A 17,573-nucleotide genomic window follows, 5' to 3' on the forward strand; every position below is an offset into this window, starting at 1 on the left:
GGCGACGGCGGGGCCGAGACCTACCTCGTCGACCTCGTCACCGCGCTAGCGCGCGCCGGCGTGGGCGAGGCGGCGGCCATTCGCCGGCACCCCGGCCGCGAGGCGGCGCTGACGGCCGCGGGTGTGCCGGTGAAGACGCTGGGCTTCGGCGGCCCCATCGACATTCTGACCAGGACCGCCGCCGCCGGCTACGCGCGGCTGCAGAACGCTAAGCTGCTGCTGGCCTGGATGAACCGCGCCGCACGCCACACGCCACACGGGCCCTGGGCGCGGATCGGGCGGCTGGGCGGCTACTACAACCTCAAATACTACGCGGGCTTCGAGGAGCTGGTGGCCAACACCGAGGACATCGCCGAGTGGATCGTGGGTCAGGGCTGGCCGGCGGGGCGCGTGCGCTGCATCCCCAACTTCGCCGCCGCGCCGCCGGACGGCGCCGGGCTGGACCGCGCCAGCCTGGACACCCCGGCCGGCGCGCCCCTGTTGCTCGGCATGGGCCGGCTTCACGATAGCAAGGCCCATGACGTCAGCCTGCAGGCGCTGGTCGAACTGCCGGACGCCTACCTGTGGATCGCCGGGGTCGGGCCGCTCGAGGCCAAGCTGAAGGCTATGGCCCAGGCGCTCGGCGTCGAGCACCGCGTGCGGTTCCTGGGGTGGCGCACCGATCCCTCGGCGCTCTACCGGGCCGCCGACATCTGCGTCTTCCCCTCGCGCTACGAGCCGCTGGGCAATGTGGTGATCCAGGCCTGGGCGCATGGCCTGCCGGTGATCGCCGCCGAAAGCCAAGGCCCCAAGGCGCTGATCGAGGACGGGCGCGACGGCCTCCTGATCCCCATCGACGACCCTGGCGGCCTGGCCGAAAGCGTACGCCAGCTGCTGGCCGACCCGGCCCGCGCGGCGCGGCTGGCCGAGCGCGGCCTCGGCCGGGTGGCCGCCGAGTTTTCCGAGGCCGCGGTGATCGGCCAGTGGAAGACCCTCTTCGCCGACTACGGGGCGGCCTGAATGTGCGGCATCGCGGGACAGATCGGCGGGGCGGACGCCCGCGCCGCCGAGATGATCGCCGCCCTGACCCACCGCGGCCCTGATGGCATCCGCGTGGAAGAGATGGCCGGCGCGGCCGTCGCCCACGCGCGCCTCTCCATCATCGACCTGGAGGGGGGTTGGCAGCCGCTGCACGCCGCCGGCTCGACGGTGATCGGCAATGGCGAGATCTACAACTACGTTGAGCTGACGCGGGATCATCAGCTCACGGACTTTCTTTCCACCGGCTCCGATTTCGAGCCCCTGCTGCATCTCTACGCCCGCGAGGGCGATAAGGCCTTCGAGCGCCTGCGCGGGATGTACGCGCTCTGCTTGATCGGCGGCGACGGCCGAACCTGGCTGGCCCGCGATCCCTTCGGCATCAAGCCGCTCTACATCATGGAACACGACGGCGGCCTGGCCTTCGCCTCCGAGCCCCGGGCCTTCCTGAAGGCCGGCCTGATGCAGACGGTCCTCGACCCCGAGCCGGCCAAGGAGCTGCTCGCCTTCAACTATACCCTCGGCGCACGCACCCTCTTCCAAGGCCTCCGTCGCCTCGCCCCCGGCGAGGTGGTCGAGGTCCGCGACGGGCGGATTGCGAGCAACTGGCGGCAGGGATGGCTCTCAAAACCTCCGCTCATCCCCCCAAAGGCCGAGACCCAAGCTGAGTTAAGGACCGTTCCCCAACGCCCGATGGATCCCCGCCTTCGCGGGGACGAGCGGGAATTGTTGGATGAGCTGGATCGGGTCCTCGAGGATTCCGTCCGCGTACACCAGCGCTCCGATGTCCCCTACGGCCTGTTCCTGTCCGGCGGGATCGACTCGGCGTCCATCGCCACCCTGATGGCCCGGCTGAACGAGCGGCCGGTCACAGCCTTCACCTGCGGCTTCGACGCGCCCGGCGCCACGGACGAACGCGCCCAGGCCGAGCGCGTGGCCCGCACGCTCAACCTCGACTGGCGGGAGACAAACTTCGGCGAGGCAGACTTCTGGCGGATCGCGCCTGAGGTCGCCTGGGCCCTGGACGACCCCACCGCCGACTATGCGACCCTTCCCACCTACAAGCTGGCCGAGGCTGCGAAGGGCACGCTGACCGTGGTGCTCACTGGCGAGGGCGGCGACGAGCTTTTCGGCGGCTACGGCCGCTACCGCCGCGCCCTGCGCCCGGCCTGGCTGGGCGGCCGGCCCGCCGAGCCGAGGCGCGCCGACCCTGCCGCCCTGGTCCGCTGGCGCGCCGAGGCCAAGGGCCCGGCCGACCTGACCCGCCTGCAGCAGGCGCAATGGGCAGACATCGCCACATGGCTGCCCAACGACCTGCTGCTCAAGCTCGACCGCTGCCTGATGGCCCATGGCCTCGAGGGCCGCACGCCGTTCCTTGATCCGTACGTCGCAGCCTTCGCCTTCCCGCTCGCCGACCGGTTCAAGGTGCGCGGCCGCTACGGCAAGTGGCTGCTGCGCAAATGGCTGGAGCGCGCCTGCCCCGCCGCCGAGCCCTGGGCCCGCAAGCAGGGCTTCACGGTGCCTGTCGAAGCCTGGATCGCGCCGCGCGCCGCCGACATCGCCGCCCGCCTCGGCAAGATCGACGCCGTACGCCAGGTCCAGCCGCAAGCCGCCGAAGCCTTCAAGGCCGGCGGCGACGGCGTCCGCTGGCCGCTCTTGTTCTTCGCCTTGTGGTCCCGCATCCACCTGGACGGCGCGAGCCCCGCGGAGGCGCTGGAGAGCGTGGCGGGGCGGATCTAGAGCCAGTTGCCCCCGTCGGGGGAGCTGTCGGCGAAGCCGACTGAGGGGGGCTTCCTAGGTTTGAGCGGAAGCCCCCTCCGGCGCTCCGCGCCACCTCCCCCGAAGGGGAGGAGCTGCGGCGCCTAAGCCACCACCACCCCATACTTCGCGCCGATCTCGGCGATCGTGGCCTCGAACTCCTCCACCGTCTCGCGGATGATCTGGGCCACCGGCTTGACGCTGTCGATCCGCCCGGCGACCTGGCCGGAGAGTGCGATCGAGGCCTCCATGTCGCCGCCGAAGTAGAGGTCGAGCGCGCGAGCAAACTCGCCCATGATGCTCTCGGGCGGCGTCTTTTCGAACTCCGTGGTCTTCTCGGTGCGCAGCGCGCGCAGCGCAGGCCCCGGGCCGAAGCGGTTGAGGAAGACCGTGTCAGTCTCCTTCGCGCCGACGATCATGTCCTTCCAGTTCTGGTGCACTGGGCTCTCGGCGGCGGAGACCATGCGCGTCCCCATCTGCACGCCCTCGGCGCCCAGGGCGAAGGCCGCAGCCATGGTGCGCCCGTCGGTGATGCCGCCGGCGGCGATCACCGGCACGGAGACCTTCGAACAGACCAGCGGCAGCAGCACCATGGTCGCCACGTCGCGGCTGTTCTTGAACCCGCCGCCCTCGCCGCCCTCGACCACCAGGCCGTCGACGCCGGCCTCGATGGCCTTCAGCGCCGCGGCCAGCGACGGGACTACGTGGAACACGGTGAGACCCCGGCCCTTCAGCGCCTCGCAATAGCGGTTGGGATCGCCCGCCGAGGTGGTGACAAACTTCACCCCCTGGTCGGCGACGAAGCTGACGATGTCCGGGTCGCGGACGAAGGCCTGGGCGACGTTGATGCCCCAGGGCTTGTCGGTCAGCCCGGCCATCTTCTTGACCTCCTCGCGCACCTCGTCGAGGCGCCCGGACGAGGTCTCGATGATGCCCAGGCCCCCGGCGTTGGAGACCGCCGAGGCCAGCTGCGCGCGGGCGATCCAGCCCATCGGCGCCTGAACGATCGGGTACTGCACGCCAAGCAGGTCGGTGATGCGGTTCTTGATCATGGCGCCGGGCCTCATTGCGGTTTGAAGCTGTTGTTGGAGCGGTCGGCGTCAGGCAGGCGATGGTCGGGGTCGATGGTCGCCTCGGCCACCGCGCCGCCGCCCTCGACGGTGAAGGTGTGGGTCCCGGTCTGCATCCAGGTTTCCACAGGGACGCGAACGTCCTTCTTCTTGCCGTCCTTGTAGGTCACCCGCAGTGTCGCCGGCAGGACCAGCCGGCCAAGGTTCTGCACCGTTACCTGCACGCCCTTGGCCGGGTCGCCGTCGACGTATTTCACGTCGCTGACGGCCATGTCGTGCGACCAGTTGTTGAGGAAGTAGCCGCGCCAGAAATAGCTGAGGTCCTCGCCGCCGGCGCTCTCCATCTCGCGGAAGAAGTCGCTGGGCTTGGGGTGCTTGAACGCCCAGTCGGCGATGTACTTGCGGAAGGCCGGGTCGAAGCGTTCCGGGCCCAGGATGTCTTCGCGCAGCAGGGTGAGCCCGAAGGCGGCTTTGAAGTAGGTCACCGGGTGGCGGTATTTCTCGCGGATGGTGTCGCCGCGCGACAGGATCACCGGCGCCTCGGGGTCCTTGATCAACTCTGCGATCTGGTCGGCCGGCGTGCCGGCCGGCGCCGGGGCGTATTCTCCATCGCGCTTCGGGCCATAGACGCCGTTCTCGAAGTCGTCGCTCTCATAGACGTCGATGAAGGTGTTGATCCCTTCGTCCATCCACGGGTCGCGCCGCTCGTCGGAGCCGACGATCATCGGGAACCAGGAGTGGCCGATCTCGTGCGCCGAGATGAAGAACAGGGTCTTGGCCTTGTCGTCGATGCCGTCGAAGACGATGCCCGGATATTCCATGCCGGTGGCGGGCCCGGCCACGTTGATCGCGTTCGGCCAGGGGTAGGGATACCAGCGCTTGGAGAACCGCTCGACGGCGTCCTTCATATATTCGGTCGACCGGCTCCAGCCGTTGTCGCCGACGCTCTCCGGCGGGTAGACCGACTGGGCGACCGCGCTCTTGCCGTCCGGCAAGTTGATCTTGGCCGCGTCCCAGACGAAGGCCCGGCTGGCCGTGAAGGCCACGTCGCGGGTCTGGTCCATGTGGAAGCGCCAGGTCTTGGTCGCGCCCTTCGGCGGCGGCGTCTCGGCCACCTCCTCCGGCGTGCGGATCAGCACCGTCTTGTCGCTGGCCTTGGCGCGTTCGAACCGCGCCCGCTGCTCGGCCGTCAGCACTTCGTTGGCGTTCACCAGAGCGCCCGACCCGGCCACGATCATGTCGGCCGGCACGGTCACAGCGTAGTCGAAATTGCCGTATTCGAGGTAGAACTCATTGGCCAGGTACGGGAGCGTGTCCCAGCCGCGCACGTCGTCGAACACCTGCAGGCGCGGGTACCACTGCGCCAGGTCGTAGATGTCGCCGGACTTGTTGGTCTCCCAGGCCATCCGCCCGCCGAACAGGCCGGGGATCAGGAAGTGGTACTTGATCTTCACCTGCACCTTGCCGCCGCCGCCCTTGACCGCCGACGGCAGGTCGACGCGCATGCGGGTGTCGCTGACCACGGTGTTGAGCGTCTTGCCGCCTGACATAACCGCGTCGATCTCGTAGCCGGGCGTCGAGTTCCTCGGATCGATGCGGCGGCCGCCGGACATGGCGTAGCCGCGGCTTTCGCGACGGTAGAGGTTCTGGTCCATCTGGATCCAGAGGAAGCCCAGCTCCTCGGGACTGTTGTTCGTATAGGTGATCGTCTCCTCGCCGGAGAGCACGTGGGCCGTGGTGTCGATCCGAGCGTCGATGTTGAAATCGGCGCGGTTCTGCCAATAGGCCGGACCCGGCGTCCCGGAGCCCGTCCGGATCGTGGTCGGCGGCGCGGCCAGGTTGAGCGGCGCAAAAGTCTTCAGGGGATCGAAGTGCGGCGGCGCGGTCTGGGCGTGGGCGGAGGCCGCCAGAACGGACACAGCGGCGAAAAGGATGATCGATCGCAAAGGAATCCCCCGGAGAACTTGAGCGCGGCACCATAAGCCTCCTCTCCCCCACGAAGCGAGAGGGAGAGCGGGCCTACAGACCCAACCGCCCCGCCACGTTTTCGCCGATCGCCAGGGAGGAGGTCAGGCCGGGGCTTTCGATGCCGAACAGGGCTACCAGACCGGGCAGCTTGTGCATCGCCGCGTCATCGATGCGGAAGTCCGGCTGCGGCTCGTCGGGGCCGTGCAGCTTGGGGCGGATGCCGGCGTAGTCGGGGCTGAGCGCTTCTTCGGGCACGGCCGGCCAGAACTTGCGGATATAGGCGGCGAAGGCGCCGCGCATCGCGGGATCGACACTGTAGTCCAGGGTCTTCACATAGGTCAGATCCGGTCCGAACACCGCCTGGCCGCCCAGGTCGCGGCGATAGTGGGTGCCGAGCGCCCCGTGGATCGGCGGCGGATAGATCAGGCGGCTGAACGGCGCCTTGCCCACCAGGCGGAAGTACATCCCCTTGCCGTAGTGCGCCTTGGGGATCTCCGCGGCCGGGAAGCCCTCGATCTTGGCCGCCACCTCCTGCGCCGACAGGCCGGGCGCCGTGACCAGGTAGCGGCAGGTGAGCGTCGCCGGCTCCTCGCCGCCGGCCCGCACCGAGAACCCGCCTCCCTCCAGCGGAGCGGCGCCTTCGAACGGCGTCGAGGTGACCACCGCCCCGCCGCCGGCCCCGATCTCACCCTCCAGGGCCAGCATATAGCCGTGGCTGTCGAAGATCCCGCTCTGCGGCGAGATCAGCGCGCCATAGCACTTCAGCTCCGGCTCCATCGCCACGGCCTGGGCGGCGCTGATCTGCTCCATGCCCTCGACGTCGTTGGTGCGGGCCTGTTCCAGGATATCGCCGAGCCGCGCCTCGTCCTCCGGCTCTGTCGCCACGACCAGCTTGCCGCAGCGGTCGTAGTCGACGTGGTGCTGATCGCAGAAGGCGTACAGGGCGCGCCGGCCCTGGACGCACAGCCGCGCCTTCAGCGAGCCGGTCGGATAGTAGAGCCCGCCGTGCACCACCTCGGAATTGCGCGAGGAGACGCCCTGGCCGATGGCCGCCTCCTTCTCCAGCACCGCCACGGTCAGGCCGCGCTTCGCCAGCGCATATCCGCACGCCAGCCCCACGGCGCCTGCGCCCACCACCACCGCATCGAAATCGAACTCGGCCATCCCCACCGCCTAGCGCGTGGCGCGCCGAAGCGAAACCCTCACGCCGCTCATCCCCGCGGTGGGTGTTGCGGGCCGGGTTGAAAAACGCTCTAGCTGCCCGCCAAAATCCAGGAGTGCGTGACATGCGGAAGATCGTTGGGCTGGCGTTTGCGGGCGCGCTCGTGATCACCACCACATCCCACGCCCAGGTCTCCCTCGACCCCAACCATCCCGTAGCCATCGCCTCGATCCTCGACTGGCGCGGCGAGAAGCAGGCCAAGGGCTTCCGCGACATCGAGCACATCTTCAAGACCAACACGATCAGGCGCGGCGCCAAGGTCCACCCGCTGCCGGTCGCCGCCCACCAGATCGCGCCGACCTTCGCCTATGACGGCAACGCCTGGACCATCGACGACTACATGAAGGCCTACCGGGTCTCCGGCCTGCTGGTGCTGAAGGACGGCAAGATTGTCCTCGAAAAATACGGCCTCGGCCGCAAGCCCACCGACCGCTGGACCTCCTTCTCCGTGGCCAAGTCGATGACTTCGACCCTGGTGGGCGCGGCGATCCAGGACGGCAAGATCACGTCGATCGACGACCCCATCACCCGCTACGTCCCCGACCTGAAGGGCAGCGCCTATGAGGGCGTTACCGTCCGCCAGATGCTGATGATGAGCTCCGGCGTGAAGTGGAACGAGGACTACACCGACCCCAAGTCCGACGTGGCCCTGGCCGGCGGCTCGGTCACCGAGCCGGGGGTCAACCCGATGGTCAGCTACCTGCGCAAGCTGCCCCGCGCCCACGAACCGGGCACGACCTGGCACTACAACACTGGCGAGACCGATCTGGTCGGCGTGCTGGTCTCCAAGGCGACCGGCGAGGGCCTCGCGCAATACGCCTCGGAGAAGATCTGGAAGCCCTACGGCATGGAGCAGGACGGCGTCTGGATGACCGATCCCGGCGGCCAGGAACGCGGCGGCACGGGCATCTCCATGACGCTGCGCGACTACGGGCGGCTCGGCATGTTCATCGCCGGCGGCGGCGTGGCGGACGGCAAGCCGGTCGTGCCCAGCTGGTGGGTCGTCGACGCCACCAAGCAGGAGATCGACAACGGCCTGGGCGGCTACGGCTACTTCTGGTGGATCCGCGCGAACGGCTCCTACGAAGCCGTCGGCATCTTTGGCCAGGCGATCACGACGTTCCCGAAGGAGCACCTGATCATCGTCCAGAACTCCGCCTGGCCGGCGGCGACGGGCAAGGAGCTGCGCGCGGCCTATGATGCAATGGTGGCTGGGGTGCTGGCGGCAGTGAAGTAGGGGGCGCCACCCGAGCCCTATTCCAGATGAAGGGCGCCGCATCCAGAAGAATGCCGAGTCATCGCAGACATTTCGACGGGGTCCAGCAGAGACCTACCGCTCCGCCCTCAGGTCCACTTCCACGCCGGCTTCCGCCTGGCGGTCGATGTTCCAGACCCGCAGGGCCAGGTGATCGTGCGGCCGTAGCCGGAAGGCCCCCGGCACGACGTTGCCGGGCAGGCTCACCTCGCGGATGTCGCCGATCGTCCGGTCGTAGCGCCACAGCGGCTGGTTCATCGGCTGATGGCCGCCGGAACTCTGCAGGTTGAAGATGAAGAAACGCGAATCCGCCGTCCATTGCGCCTGGTTCACCACATAGCCGTTCTGGCAGTCCGGCGAGGTGAAGCTATGGACGACCGCGGGGCCGGCGGTGCGAATGGTGACGACGCTCTCGTCGCAGCCGGCGCCGACCGCCGTGAGGCTCGCGGTGAGCGCGCCATTCGGCGAGCGGACTTCCAGCCCGCCGGCGCGGTCGCGCTTGGCGTCCGCCGACGTCGGCGTCGGCGCGGCGAGCCCTGCGGCCATGCACAGGACTAGAAGGCTCCACCCCAGACGCCTCGCCCAGGTCGTTATCCAGAACACCTCGCGCCGTACGTCCATGCGGGCCAGAACTCCAATCTCGTCAGCGGATGTAACGGCTTCCGCGCAGAGTCGGCGGACACCGGCGCGGTGCGGGTGCGCGCCGCCTACTGCGGCTGCTTCCCGACCATGACGGAGCGCTGGAAGTCCCGGGCGACTTGCTGGTCGTTCTGGCGGCGTTCGTCCACTTCGCGGCGCGTGGCGCAGATCTTGATGGGCAACAGGCTGCCGAGCTTGGTTTCGCTGTGACAGACGACCGCGCTGGGGTCGAGGTCGACGGCTTGCCGCGTCTTGCCGGTCACGGTCAACGGGCTGACAGAGTTGGACGCCGTGGCTGCGGGCGGTGGCGAGGGGTCGGTTGTGGTGGCGGGTGTGCCGGCGGCCGCAGCCTGCATGAAGACAACGGCGGCGGCGAGAACGGCGCTGACCATGATGTCCCCCCGACGATGGGTCGTGAAAGCCTATTCCACGGCCCTGGGCTTGTCACGCGGCCCGAGGTCGCATCGCTAGGCCTGCGTCCAGCCGCCCAGCACGCAGGCCACCCGACCCTTGCGGACGCTGACCGCGGCGTGGCGGCCATAGCCGGGCTCGAAGACGGTCGTCTTCCCCGCCACGGTGACCGACACCATAACCGGCCCGGTGAACTGGCAGACGTAGTAGGCGTCGCGCGTCGGGAAACGGCCATCCGGCACCGATGCGCAGTCGGCGCCGCCGAACGGATGGGCGAAGTCGGCTCCGCCGTATTTGAAGCTGTGCGGCTGGCGCTTGAGGACAATGGCCTCCCAGCTGTCCTTCGGCGGCGGACAGGGCGGCCCCTTGATGTCCCAGTCCCGGCGCAGCCCATGCTGGTGATTCCAGAAGGCGTAGAGCCCGCTCGCGGGGACCGCCACCGCCAGCCCCGCGAGCGTGATCAGCGTCAGCCGCGCCGTGGCGCCGCGCCGAAGTTTCGGGACGATCGGCGCGACAAAGGTCATGGCCCGTGCTTCCCGGAAATTACACACGTAGGCCAGATTATTTACAGATGTAGCCTGGCGGGTCAACCCGCTTGCGGAGGCCGCCCGTGGCCTATCGGCTCAGGCGCCCGGAGCCATCTCCGGGGGCGGTTGTTCGCCGAGGCGTTCCTCGCCCGCGAACAGCCCGTCGAGGCGCGCGCGCGTCGACCGCTCGAACTCCTCCTTCGACGCCGAGCGGCTTCGGGAGAGTGACAGCTCCTTGACGATCGCCTCCTTGATCCGGTCCACGGCCCCCTCGTCGAGCACGCCGGCCCGAACCAGTTCGGAGGTCAGTTTCAGGAATCCCACCGCGGTGGCGTGAGCCCTGAGCCCCACCAGGCTGACGCTGTCGTGCAGTCGTCTCTCTTCGCGTTCGTCCATTGGTCGTTCCCCCGTTGGGACAGCCCCCGCCGCCCCTCCGCTGAGATGATAGTGGCTTGAACGGTCAGGCTTTGAAAGCGTTGCGCCTGTTTTGTGCGCGGCCGGATGGACGCAGGATCACGAGGCGCCCACCAGTTCCCGCTCGCCCTGCTTCTCCCAGCGATCCCACAGCGCCTTCTCCTCGGCCTTGGCGGGGCCGATGGAAGCGTCCTTGATATGGCCGTAGCCGCGAATCTTCTGCGGGATGGCGGCGATGCGGAGGGCGGTCTCCAGCCGGTTGGGCGTCAGGCCGGCGATCAGCGCCTTGAGGCCCGCCTCGTAGTCGGCGATCAGGCCGCGCTCCGTCTTCCGCTCGTCAGTGTAGCCGAAGATGTCCAGCGCCGTGCCCCGCAGGCCCTTCATCCGGGCCATGACCGGGAAGGCGGCGTCCAGCATCCAGCCGCCGAAGGCGATCTTCTTCGGCCGCCCGTTGGAGCCCTTGCGTGCGATTAGCGGCGGGGCGAGCCAGACCTTGGCCTTGCCGCCCTTGAAGGTCAGATTGCGGTAGGCCTGGAAGCGGCCGTCGGTGTAGAGCCGCGCGACCTCGTATTCGTCCTTGTAGGCCATCAGCTTGTAGAGGTTCACCGCTACGGCGCGGGTCAGGGCCTCGGACGTCAGCGGGGCCTCGGCGGCGCGCACTGCCGCCACCTGGTCGGCGTAGCGCTTCGCGTAGGCCGCGCTCTGGTAGGCGGTAAGCTCCTTCGTGCGATGGGCGACCAGCTCGTCCAGGGTCATGGTCTCCGGCGTCGGCACGTCGTCCTCGCGCTTGCCGCGGGCGGCAGGATCGAACGCCGCCTTGCGGCCCAGTTCGAAGGCCTGAAGGTTGGCTTCGGCGTCGACGCCGTTCAATCGGATGGCGCGGTAGAGGGCGCGGCTGGAGAGCGGGATCACGCCCTTCTGCCAGGCGAAACCCAGCATGATCATGTTGCCGTAGATCGCGTCGCCCAGGTTCGCCACCGCCAGGTTCTGGGCCGGCATGGCGTCGTAGGACTTCACCGCCGCGGCCAGCCGGCGGCCCTGTTCCTCGGCGTCGAAGCGCACATCGCGGTCGCTGACGAAGTCGGCTGTGGGCGCGAAGTCGGCGTTACCCACCGCCACCGTTCGGTCCTTGGCGTAGAGCGCCAGCGCATCGGCGCCGGCCGCCGAGAGCAGGTCGCAGGCGATCAGGACATTCGCGCTGGCCGCCGGCACGCGGCCGCCGACCACGGTGTCCTCGGCAGCCCCGATACGGACGTGGCTGAACACCGCCCCGCCCTTCTGCGCGAGGCCCGTCATGTCGACCACCGAGGCCGCCCGGCCGTCAACGTGGGCGGCCATGGCCAGGATCGAGGCGACCGTCGTCACGCCGGTGCCGCCGACGCCGGTGAAGACGATGTTCTTCACGCCCTCGAAGGGCTCGAAGGCCGGCAGGGGCGTGGAGTCCGCGGTCAGCGCCGGCATCGCCTCGCGCTGCGGGTTCTCCGCGCCTTCGAGCGTTATGAAGGAAGGACAGAAGCCTTCCAGGCAGGTGTAGTCCTGGTTGCAGGAGGACTGGTTGATCTTGCGCTTGCGGCCGAACTCGGTGTTCAGCGGCTCGACCGAGACGCAGTTGGAGGTCTTCGAGCAGTCGCCGCAGCCTTCGCAGACCAGCGGGTTGATCATCACGCGCTGCGGGGCGGACTTCATCGTCCCGCGCTTGCGGCGGCGGCGCTTCTCGGTGGCGCAGACCTGGTCGTAGAGCAGCACGGTCACGCCCGGCGTCTCGCGTAACTTCTCCTGCACGGCCATCAGCTCGGAACGCGGATGCACCTCCACCCCGGGCGCCAGGTCGGTGGCGTTCTGGTACTTCTCCGGCTCGGCCGCCACGATGACGATCTTCTCGACGCCCTCGGCGTGCAGCTGGCGAGTGATCTGGGCGGGCGTGAAGCCGCTCTCAGCCGCCTGGCCGCCGGTCATGGCGACCGCGTCGTTGAACAAGAGCTTGTAGGTCATCGACGACTTGGCCGCGACCGCGGCGCGGACCGCCAGCGAGCCCGAGTGGTTGTAGGTGCCGTCGCCCAGGTTGACGAAGACGTGGCTCTCGTTGGTGAAGGGCGAGGCGCCCACCCAGCTCAGGCCCTCGCCGCCCATGTGACTGTTCAAGTCAGTCGAAGGGTCGTTGAAGCTCGCCATGTAGTGGCAGCCGATGCCGGCCAGGGCGCGGGAGCCTTCCGGCACGCGGGTCGAGGAATTGTGCGGGCAGCCGGAGCAGAAGAAGGGCTTGCGCTGCTGGTCGGCGCTCAGCGTCACGGCGGCCATGGAGGCGGCTGAGACCCGCGCAAGATAGTCGTGGACGCGGTCCATGTGCGGGCCCGGGGGCAGTCGATCGGCGATGGCCAGGGCCACTTCCGCCACCGACAGCGAGCCGATCTCCGACAGCAGCGGATGGCCCTGCTCGTCCGCCTTGCCGATGATCTTCGGACGCGCGTGAGCCGGCAAGTCGTAGAGCGCCGCGCGCGCCTGGGTCTCGATCAGCGGGCGCTTGTGCTCGATGACCATCATGGTCTCCAGGCCGGCGGCGAAGGCGCGGATGCCTTGCGGCTCCAGCGGCCAGGGCATGCCGACCTTATAGATCGCGACGCCCAGGTCGGCGGCTTCGGCGAAGGAAATCCCCATGGCCGCGAAGGCTTCGATGACGTCCTTGTAGGCCTGCCCCTGGCAGACGATGCCGAGACGCGGGCGCGAGGACCCTAGCATCACCCGGTCGATCTTGTTTGCCCGCGCGAAGGCCAGCGCCGCGGGCAGCTTCTGTGTCCGTAGCCGGCGCTCCTTCTCCAGCGGCTGGTCCTTCAGCCGGATGCCGAGGCCCCCGGCGGGCAGGCGGAAGTTCTCCGGCAGGACAAACTTGTGGCGGTCGACGCCGATGTCGATGGTGACGCCCGAATCCATGGTGTCGGCCAGCGCGATCAGCCCGACCCACAGGCCGGAATAGCGCGACATGGCGTAGCCCATCAGCCCATAGTCCAGCACCTCCTGCACGTCGGCCGGCGACAGCACCGGCATCTCGAAATCCTGGAAGGCGTATTCCGACTGCGACGGCAGTGTGGAGGACTTGCAGTTGTGGTCGTCGCCGGCCACCGCCAGCACCCCGCCCTTGGGGAAGGTCCCGGCGAAGTTGGCGTGCTTGAAGACGTCGCCGGTGCGGTCGACGCCGGGCGCCTTGCCGTACCACATGCCGAACACGCCATCGTACTTGGCGCTGTCGGGAAACAGGTTGGCCTGCTGGCTGCCCCAGACGGCGGTGGCGGCCAGGTCCTCGTTGATCCCTTCCTTGAAGACGACGTCGGCGGCCTGCAGGAATTTCTTGGCGCGATTGGCCTGCTGGTCCAGGCCGCCCAGTGGCGAACCGCGATAGCCGGAGACGAACCCCGCCGTGCTGAGGCCCGCGGCCCTGTCCAGCCGATGCTGGTCCATCAGGACACGCAGCAGCGCTTGGACGCCGGTGATGAAAACCCTGCCTTCGGTGAGCAGAAACTTGTCGTCGAGCGTCACTTCAGCGTGCCGCATCGCAATTTTCTTCCTTCTGCCCCTCGCGCGTCATTTAGAAGATCATATAAGATCACAGCAATTGCTTGCCAAAAGCGTGCCCCCGCCTCTGGGTTCGGGGGCACGAACGACGCCCATAAGGCGCAGAACGGGGAGGAAAACTTGTCTGAGGTGCTCGACGCCGTCGATGCTAAAATCCTGGATCTGATCCAGCACGACGCCGGGCTGTCGGTGGCGGAGATCGCCGAGCGGGTCGGATTGTCCTCCAGCCCCTGCTGGCGGCGGATCAAGCGGCTGGAGGACGCCGGCGTCATCCAGCGCCGGGTGACCATCCTGGACCGCGAAAAGCTGGGCCTGGGCTTCGAGGTCTACTGCACCGTCAAGCTCAGCCTGCCGACGCGCGACAACCTCGACGCCTTCGAGACCGCGATCACCAAGTTGGCCGAGGTGGTGCAGTGCGCCACGGTCACCGGCTCGGCCGACTATGAACTGCGCGTAGTGACCCGTGACATGCACGCCTTCGACGACTTCCTGCGCGAGCGCATCCTGTCTCTGGGCCTGGTCTCCAACATCGAAAGCCGCATCGTCATCCGCTCGGTGAAGAACACCACGTCTGCGCCCCTCGGCTTGATCAGCCCCTACGTGAGCGCGCAAGGATAGGCCTTTCCGCGACGGAGGCTTTTCCCACATGATCGAACTCGTCATCGACCAGCGCCGCCGCGACCTGGGCGGCTTCGAAGTGGGGCGTGTGCTGCCGTTCCACAGCCACCGCATGGTCGGCCCCTTCATCTTCTTCGACCACATGGGGCCGGCGCAGTTCACAGCGGGCTTCCCGCGTACGGTGGACGTGCGGCCGCATCCGCACATCGGGCTCTCCACTGTCTCCTACCTGTTCGAAGGCGCCATGACCCACCGCGACAGCGTGGGGTCCACCGAGGTGATCCGGCCCGGTGAGGTCAACTGGATGACCGCCGGCAAAGGCATCACCCACTCCGAACGCTTCGAGGACCTGCGCACCCACGGCGGGACCATGAACGGCATCCAGGCCTGGGTGGCGCTCCCTACTGAAGACGAGGAGACTGACCCGGCCTTCTCGCACCATGGCCCCGACGACCTGCCCACCTATGAGGGCGGTGGCATGTGGGCCCGCCTGATCGCCGGCAAGGCCTTCGGCGCGGAGGCCAAGGTGAAGGTCCACTCGCCGATGTTCTACGTCCACTGGGCGCTGGACGCCGGCGCGACCGCCCAGTTGCCGGCGGAATATCCGGAACGGGCGGCCTATGTGGCGCAGGGCATCGTCGAGATCGACGGCCGCCAGATCAACGAAGGCCAGATGGCGGTCTTCGCGCCAAGCCAGCCCGTGCCGATCAAGGCGACCACCAACGCCATCGTCATGCTGCTGGGCGGCGAGCCCATCGGCGAACGGTTCATTGAGTGGAACTTCGTCTCGTCCTCCAAGGACCGCCTCGCCCAGGCCAAGGCCGACTGGCGCGCCGGGCGCATGAAGCTCCCCGACGCCGACGACCAGGAGTTCATCCCCCTGCCGCCCGACCCGCCCGGCCCCGCGCCGGCGATGAGCTGACGGTTTCCTGATCTCGGAAACGGGCTACAAGCCCCGCCCATGAACGTCAGCGTCTTCGACCTCTTCAAGCTGGGGATCGGCCCGTCCAGCTCGCACACCATGGGCCCGATGACCGCCGCGGGGCGGTTCCTGCAATGGCTGGGCGACAGGCTCGATCAGACCGCCCGGGTGCAGATCACCCTCTATGCCTCCCTGGCGCTGACTGGCCGCGGCCACGCCACCGACAGGGCGGTGATCCTGGGTCTGGCGGGGTTCGAGCCGCGTGGCCTCGATCCCGACGTGGCCGATGGCGTGATCGTCCAGGTGCGCGCCAATCACTGGCTGAACCTCGGCGGCCGCCATGGCGTCGCCTTCGACGAGGCCACAGACCTGCTCTGGGAAGGCCGCACGCGCCTACCGCAGCACCCCAACGCTGTGAAGTTCGCCGCCTTCGACGCCGACGGCGGGCTGATCGCCGAGCGAACCTATTTCTCCATCGGCGGCGGCTTCGTCCGCGACGAGGGCGAAATGGGGCTGAACACGCCGCCGGAAGCTGCGGCCCTAGTCGAGGTCCCCTACCCGTTCGAGAGCGGCGAGCAGTTGCTGACGATGGCGGCCGACGCGGGCCTGACCTTCGCCGAGGTGATGCGCGCCAACGAGCGGGTGCGCCGCAGCGACGCCGAGATCGACGCCAGCCTCGATGAGGTGGCGGCCGCCATGTACGCCTGCATCGACCGCGGCATGAAGACGCCCGGCGTCCTGCCCGGCGGCCTGAAGGTTCAGCGCCGCGCCTTCCAGGTGCATCAGAGCCTGATGTGCGACGCCGACAAGCGCATCGCCGACCCCCTGGCCGCCCTGGACTGGGTGAACCTCTGGGCGCTGGCGGTGAACGAGGAGAACGCCGCCGGCGGCCGGGTGGTCACCGCGCCAACCAATGGCGCAGCGGGCCTCGTTCCCGCGGTGCTGCGCTACTATGATCGCTTCCACCAGGGCACGGCGGAAGGCCGGCGCACCTTCCTGCTGACCGCCGCGGCCATCGGCGCGCTCTACAAGAAGAACGCCTCGATCTCCGGCGCCGAGGTCGGGTGCCAGGGCGAGGTGGGCGTCGCCTGCTCCATGGCCGCGGCCGGCCTGACCGCGGCGCTGGGCGCAACCAACGCCCAGGTCGAGAACGCCGCCGAGATCGGCATGGAGCACAACCTCGGCCTGACCTGCGACCCGATCGGCGGCCTGGTGCAGATCCCCTGCATCGAGCGCAATGCCATGGGCGCGGTGAAAGCCATTGACGCCTCGCGTCTGGCCCTGCTGGGCGACGGCCAGCACTCGGTCAGCCTCGACAAGGTGATCGCCACCATGAAGCGCACCGGCGAGGACATGAGCGCGGTCTACAAGGAAACCTCGCTCGGCGGCCTGGCCGTCAACCTGGCGGAATGCTGATGAAGGACGTATACGGATGATCGTCGAGATGCGCACCTACACCTTGGCCCTGGGCGCCACACGCCGGTACTTCAAGCTCTATGGCGAGAAGGGGTTGGCGGTTCAGAAGCGCATCCTCGGTCACCTGGTCGGCTACTATTCGGTGGAGGTCGGCGCCCTGAACAAGGTGATCCACCTGTGGGCCTACGACAGCCTGGATGATCGCGCCCAGCGCCGCGCGGCCCTGTGGTCAGATCCCGAGTGGCTGGCCTACGTGGCCGAGGTCGGAGGCCTGGTTCTCAAGCAGGAGAACCAGATCCTCAACCCCGCGCCCTTCTTCGAGGTCCCGCCCGCCGCCTAGCCCTCCAGATAGGCCGTCAGCTTGGCCAGGATTTCGCGGCTGCCCTCTTCGCGGCTGCCGTTGTCGTCATAGCCGTCTAGGAAAGCCCCCTGCTCGGTGTGGATCAGGTGGGTTCCGCCGCCTGGGACCGCCTTGAACTCGAACGTGGCGAGCGAAACGCTGATCTTCCGCCCATCCAGCCGCATCTCGTAGGTGTAGACGATCCGCTCGCCGGGGATGATGTCGAAGTAGAGGACGTCGAACTCGGTCACCATGCCGCTCTTCCACTTGCCCTCCAGCCGCTCGCGGCCGCCGACCCGGAAGTCCATCGTCCGCTCGCCGATGTCCCAGCGCTCGTTCGGCGCGGTGAACCAGCCGTTCTTGCCCTCGATGCTGGCGAAGGCGTCGAACACCCGCTGGGGGGGCACGGTGGGATAGGTGCGCTCAAGG

General features: G+C 68.5%; 16 protein-coding genes. 7 read left to right on the forward strand and 9 right to left on the reverse strand.

Annotation, left to right across the window (positions count from 1 at the left end; translation table 11 throughout):
- Positions 1-999, forward strand: a 999-nt coding sequence (locus E8A12_RS00765; protein ID WP_293365845.1) for a glycosyltransferase, incomplete at its 5' end; no start/stop codon positions are given.
- Complete coding sequence (gene asnB, locus E8A12_RS00770; RefSeq protein WP_293365846.1) at positions 1,000-2,757, forward strand: asparagine synthase (glutamine-hydrolyzing); 1,758 nt, start codon at positions 1,000-1,002, stop codon at positions 2,755-2,757. It abuts the gene before it with no gap.
- A gap of 122 nt (positions 2,758-2,879) precedes the next feature.
- Here asnB and E8A12_RS00775 read toward each other — a convergent pair whose 3' ends face one another.
- The 3 genes from E8A12_RS00775 to E8A12_RS00785 form a co-directional block, all read right to left on the reverse strand.
- Positions 2,880-3,827 carry a nitronate monooxygenase gene (locus E8A12_RS00775; protein WP_293365847.1) on the reverse strand — a complete coding sequence of 316 codons (948 nt, stop codon included), beginning with the start codon at positions 3,825-3,827 and terminating at the stop codon, positions 2,880-2,882.
- An 11-nt stretch (positions 3,828-3,838) separates the two neighbouring features.
- Positions 3,839-5,791 carry a M1 family metallopeptidase gene (locus tag E8A12_RS00780; protein ID WP_293365848.1) on the reverse strand — a complete coding sequence of 651 codons (1,953 nt, stop codon included), beginning with the start codon at positions 5,789-5,791 and terminating at the stop codon, positions 3,839-3,841.
- A gap of 73 nt (positions 5,792-5,864) precedes the next feature.
- On the reverse strand, positions 5,865-6,977 hold the full coding sequence (locus E8A12_RS00785; protein WP_293365849.1) for an NAD(P)/FAD-dependent oxidoreductase: 1,113 nt from the start codon (positions 6,975-6,977) through the stop codon (positions 5,865-5,867).
- 122 nt (positions 6,978-7,099) lie between these two features.
- On the opposite strand from E8A12_RS00785, the gene E8A12_RS00790 reads away from it, so the two are divergent.
- Entirely contained in the window at positions 7,100-8,272 is a 1,173-nt protein-coding gene (locus tag E8A12_RS00790; protein ID WP_293365850.1) for a serine hydrolase, read from the forward strand.
- A 93-nt stretch (positions 8,273-8,365) separates the two neighbouring features.
- Here the strand turns inward: E8A12_RS00790 and E8A12_RS00795 are convergent, their stop codons facing one another.
- The 5 genes from E8A12_RS00795 to E8A12_RS00815 form a co-directional block, all read right to left on the reverse strand.
- A complete protein-coding gene (locus E8A12_RS00795; protein ID WP_293365851.1) occupies positions 8,366-8,911 on the reverse strand; it encodes a hypothetical protein in 546 nt (181 codons plus the stop codon).
- 86 nt (positions 8,912-8,997) lie between these two features.
- Positions 8,998-9,321 (reverse strand): hypothetical protein, encoded by a 324-nt coding sequence (locus E8A12_RS00800; RefSeq protein ID WP_293365852.1) that lies wholly within the window; start codon positions 9,319-9,321, stop codon positions 8,998-9,000.
- 75 nt (positions 9,322-9,396) lie between these two features.
- Positions 9,397-9,864 carry a hypothetical protein gene (locus E8A12_RS00805; protein ID WP_293365853.1) on the reverse strand — a complete coding sequence of 156 codons (468 nt, stop codon included), beginning with the start codon at positions 9,862-9,864 and terminating at the stop codon, positions 9,397-9,399.
- A 99-nt stretch (positions 9,865-9,963) separates the two neighbouring features.
- The gene (locus E8A12_RS00810; protein ID WP_293365854.1) at positions 9,964-10,263 is read right to left on the reverse strand and encodes a hypothetical protein; all 300 of its coding nucleotides are present in this window, start codon (positions 10,261-10,263) and stop codon (positions 9,964-9,966) included.
- A 117-nt stretch (positions 10,264-10,380) separates the two neighbouring features.
- A complete protein-coding gene (locus E8A12_RS00815; RefSeq protein WP_293365855.1) occupies positions 10,381-13,827 on the reverse strand; it encodes an indolepyruvate ferredoxin oxidoreductase family protein in 3,447 nt (1,148 codons plus the stop codon).
- A gap of 141 nt (positions 13,828-13,968) precedes the next feature.
- Here E8A12_RS00815 and E8A12_RS00820 point away from each other — a divergent pair, with 141 nt between their 5' ends.
- The 4 genes from E8A12_RS00820 to E8A12_RS00835 are packed head-to-tail and all read left to right on the forward strand — an operon-like array spanning position 13,969 to position 17,144.
- Positions 13,969-14,466, forward strand: a complete 498-nt coding sequence (locus E8A12_RS00820) for an Lrp/AsnC family transcriptional regulator (protein ID WP_293365856.1) — start codon at positions 13,969-13,971, stop codon at positions 14,464-14,466.
- 28 nt (positions 14,467-14,494) lie between these two features.
- Positions 14,495-15,388, forward strand: coding sequence for a pirin family protein (locus E8A12_RS00825; RefSeq protein WP_293365857.1), 894 nt, complete (start codon positions 14,495-14,497; stop codon positions 15,386-15,388).
- Between the two features lie 39 nt (positions 15,389-15,427).
- Positions 15,428-16,804: an L-serine ammonia-lyase gene (locus E8A12_RS00830; protein ID WP_293365858.1), complete on the forward strand. Its 1,377-nt coding sequence runs from the start codon at positions 15,428-15,430 to the stop codon at positions 16,802-16,804.
- A gap of 16 nt (positions 16,805-16,820) precedes the next feature.
- Positions 16,821-17,144 (forward strand): NIPSNAP family protein, encoded by a 324-nt coding sequence (locus E8A12_RS00835; RefSeq protein ID WP_293365859.1) that lies wholly within the window; start codon positions 16,821-16,823, stop codon positions 17,142-17,144.
- Here the strand turns inward: E8A12_RS00835 and E8A12_RS00840 are convergent.
- Positions 17,141-17,573, reverse strand: a 433-nt coding sequence (locus tag E8A12_RS00840) for an SRPBCC family protein (protein WP_293365860.1), incomplete at its 5' end; no start/stop codon positions are given. The genes E8A12_RS00835 and E8A12_RS00840 overlap by 4 nt on opposite strands.

It is taken from the genome of Phenylobacterium sp., assembly GCF_004799395.1.
Classification (GTDB): Bacteria; Pseudomonadota; Alphaproteobacteria; order Caulobacterales; family Caulobacteraceae; genus Phenylobacterium.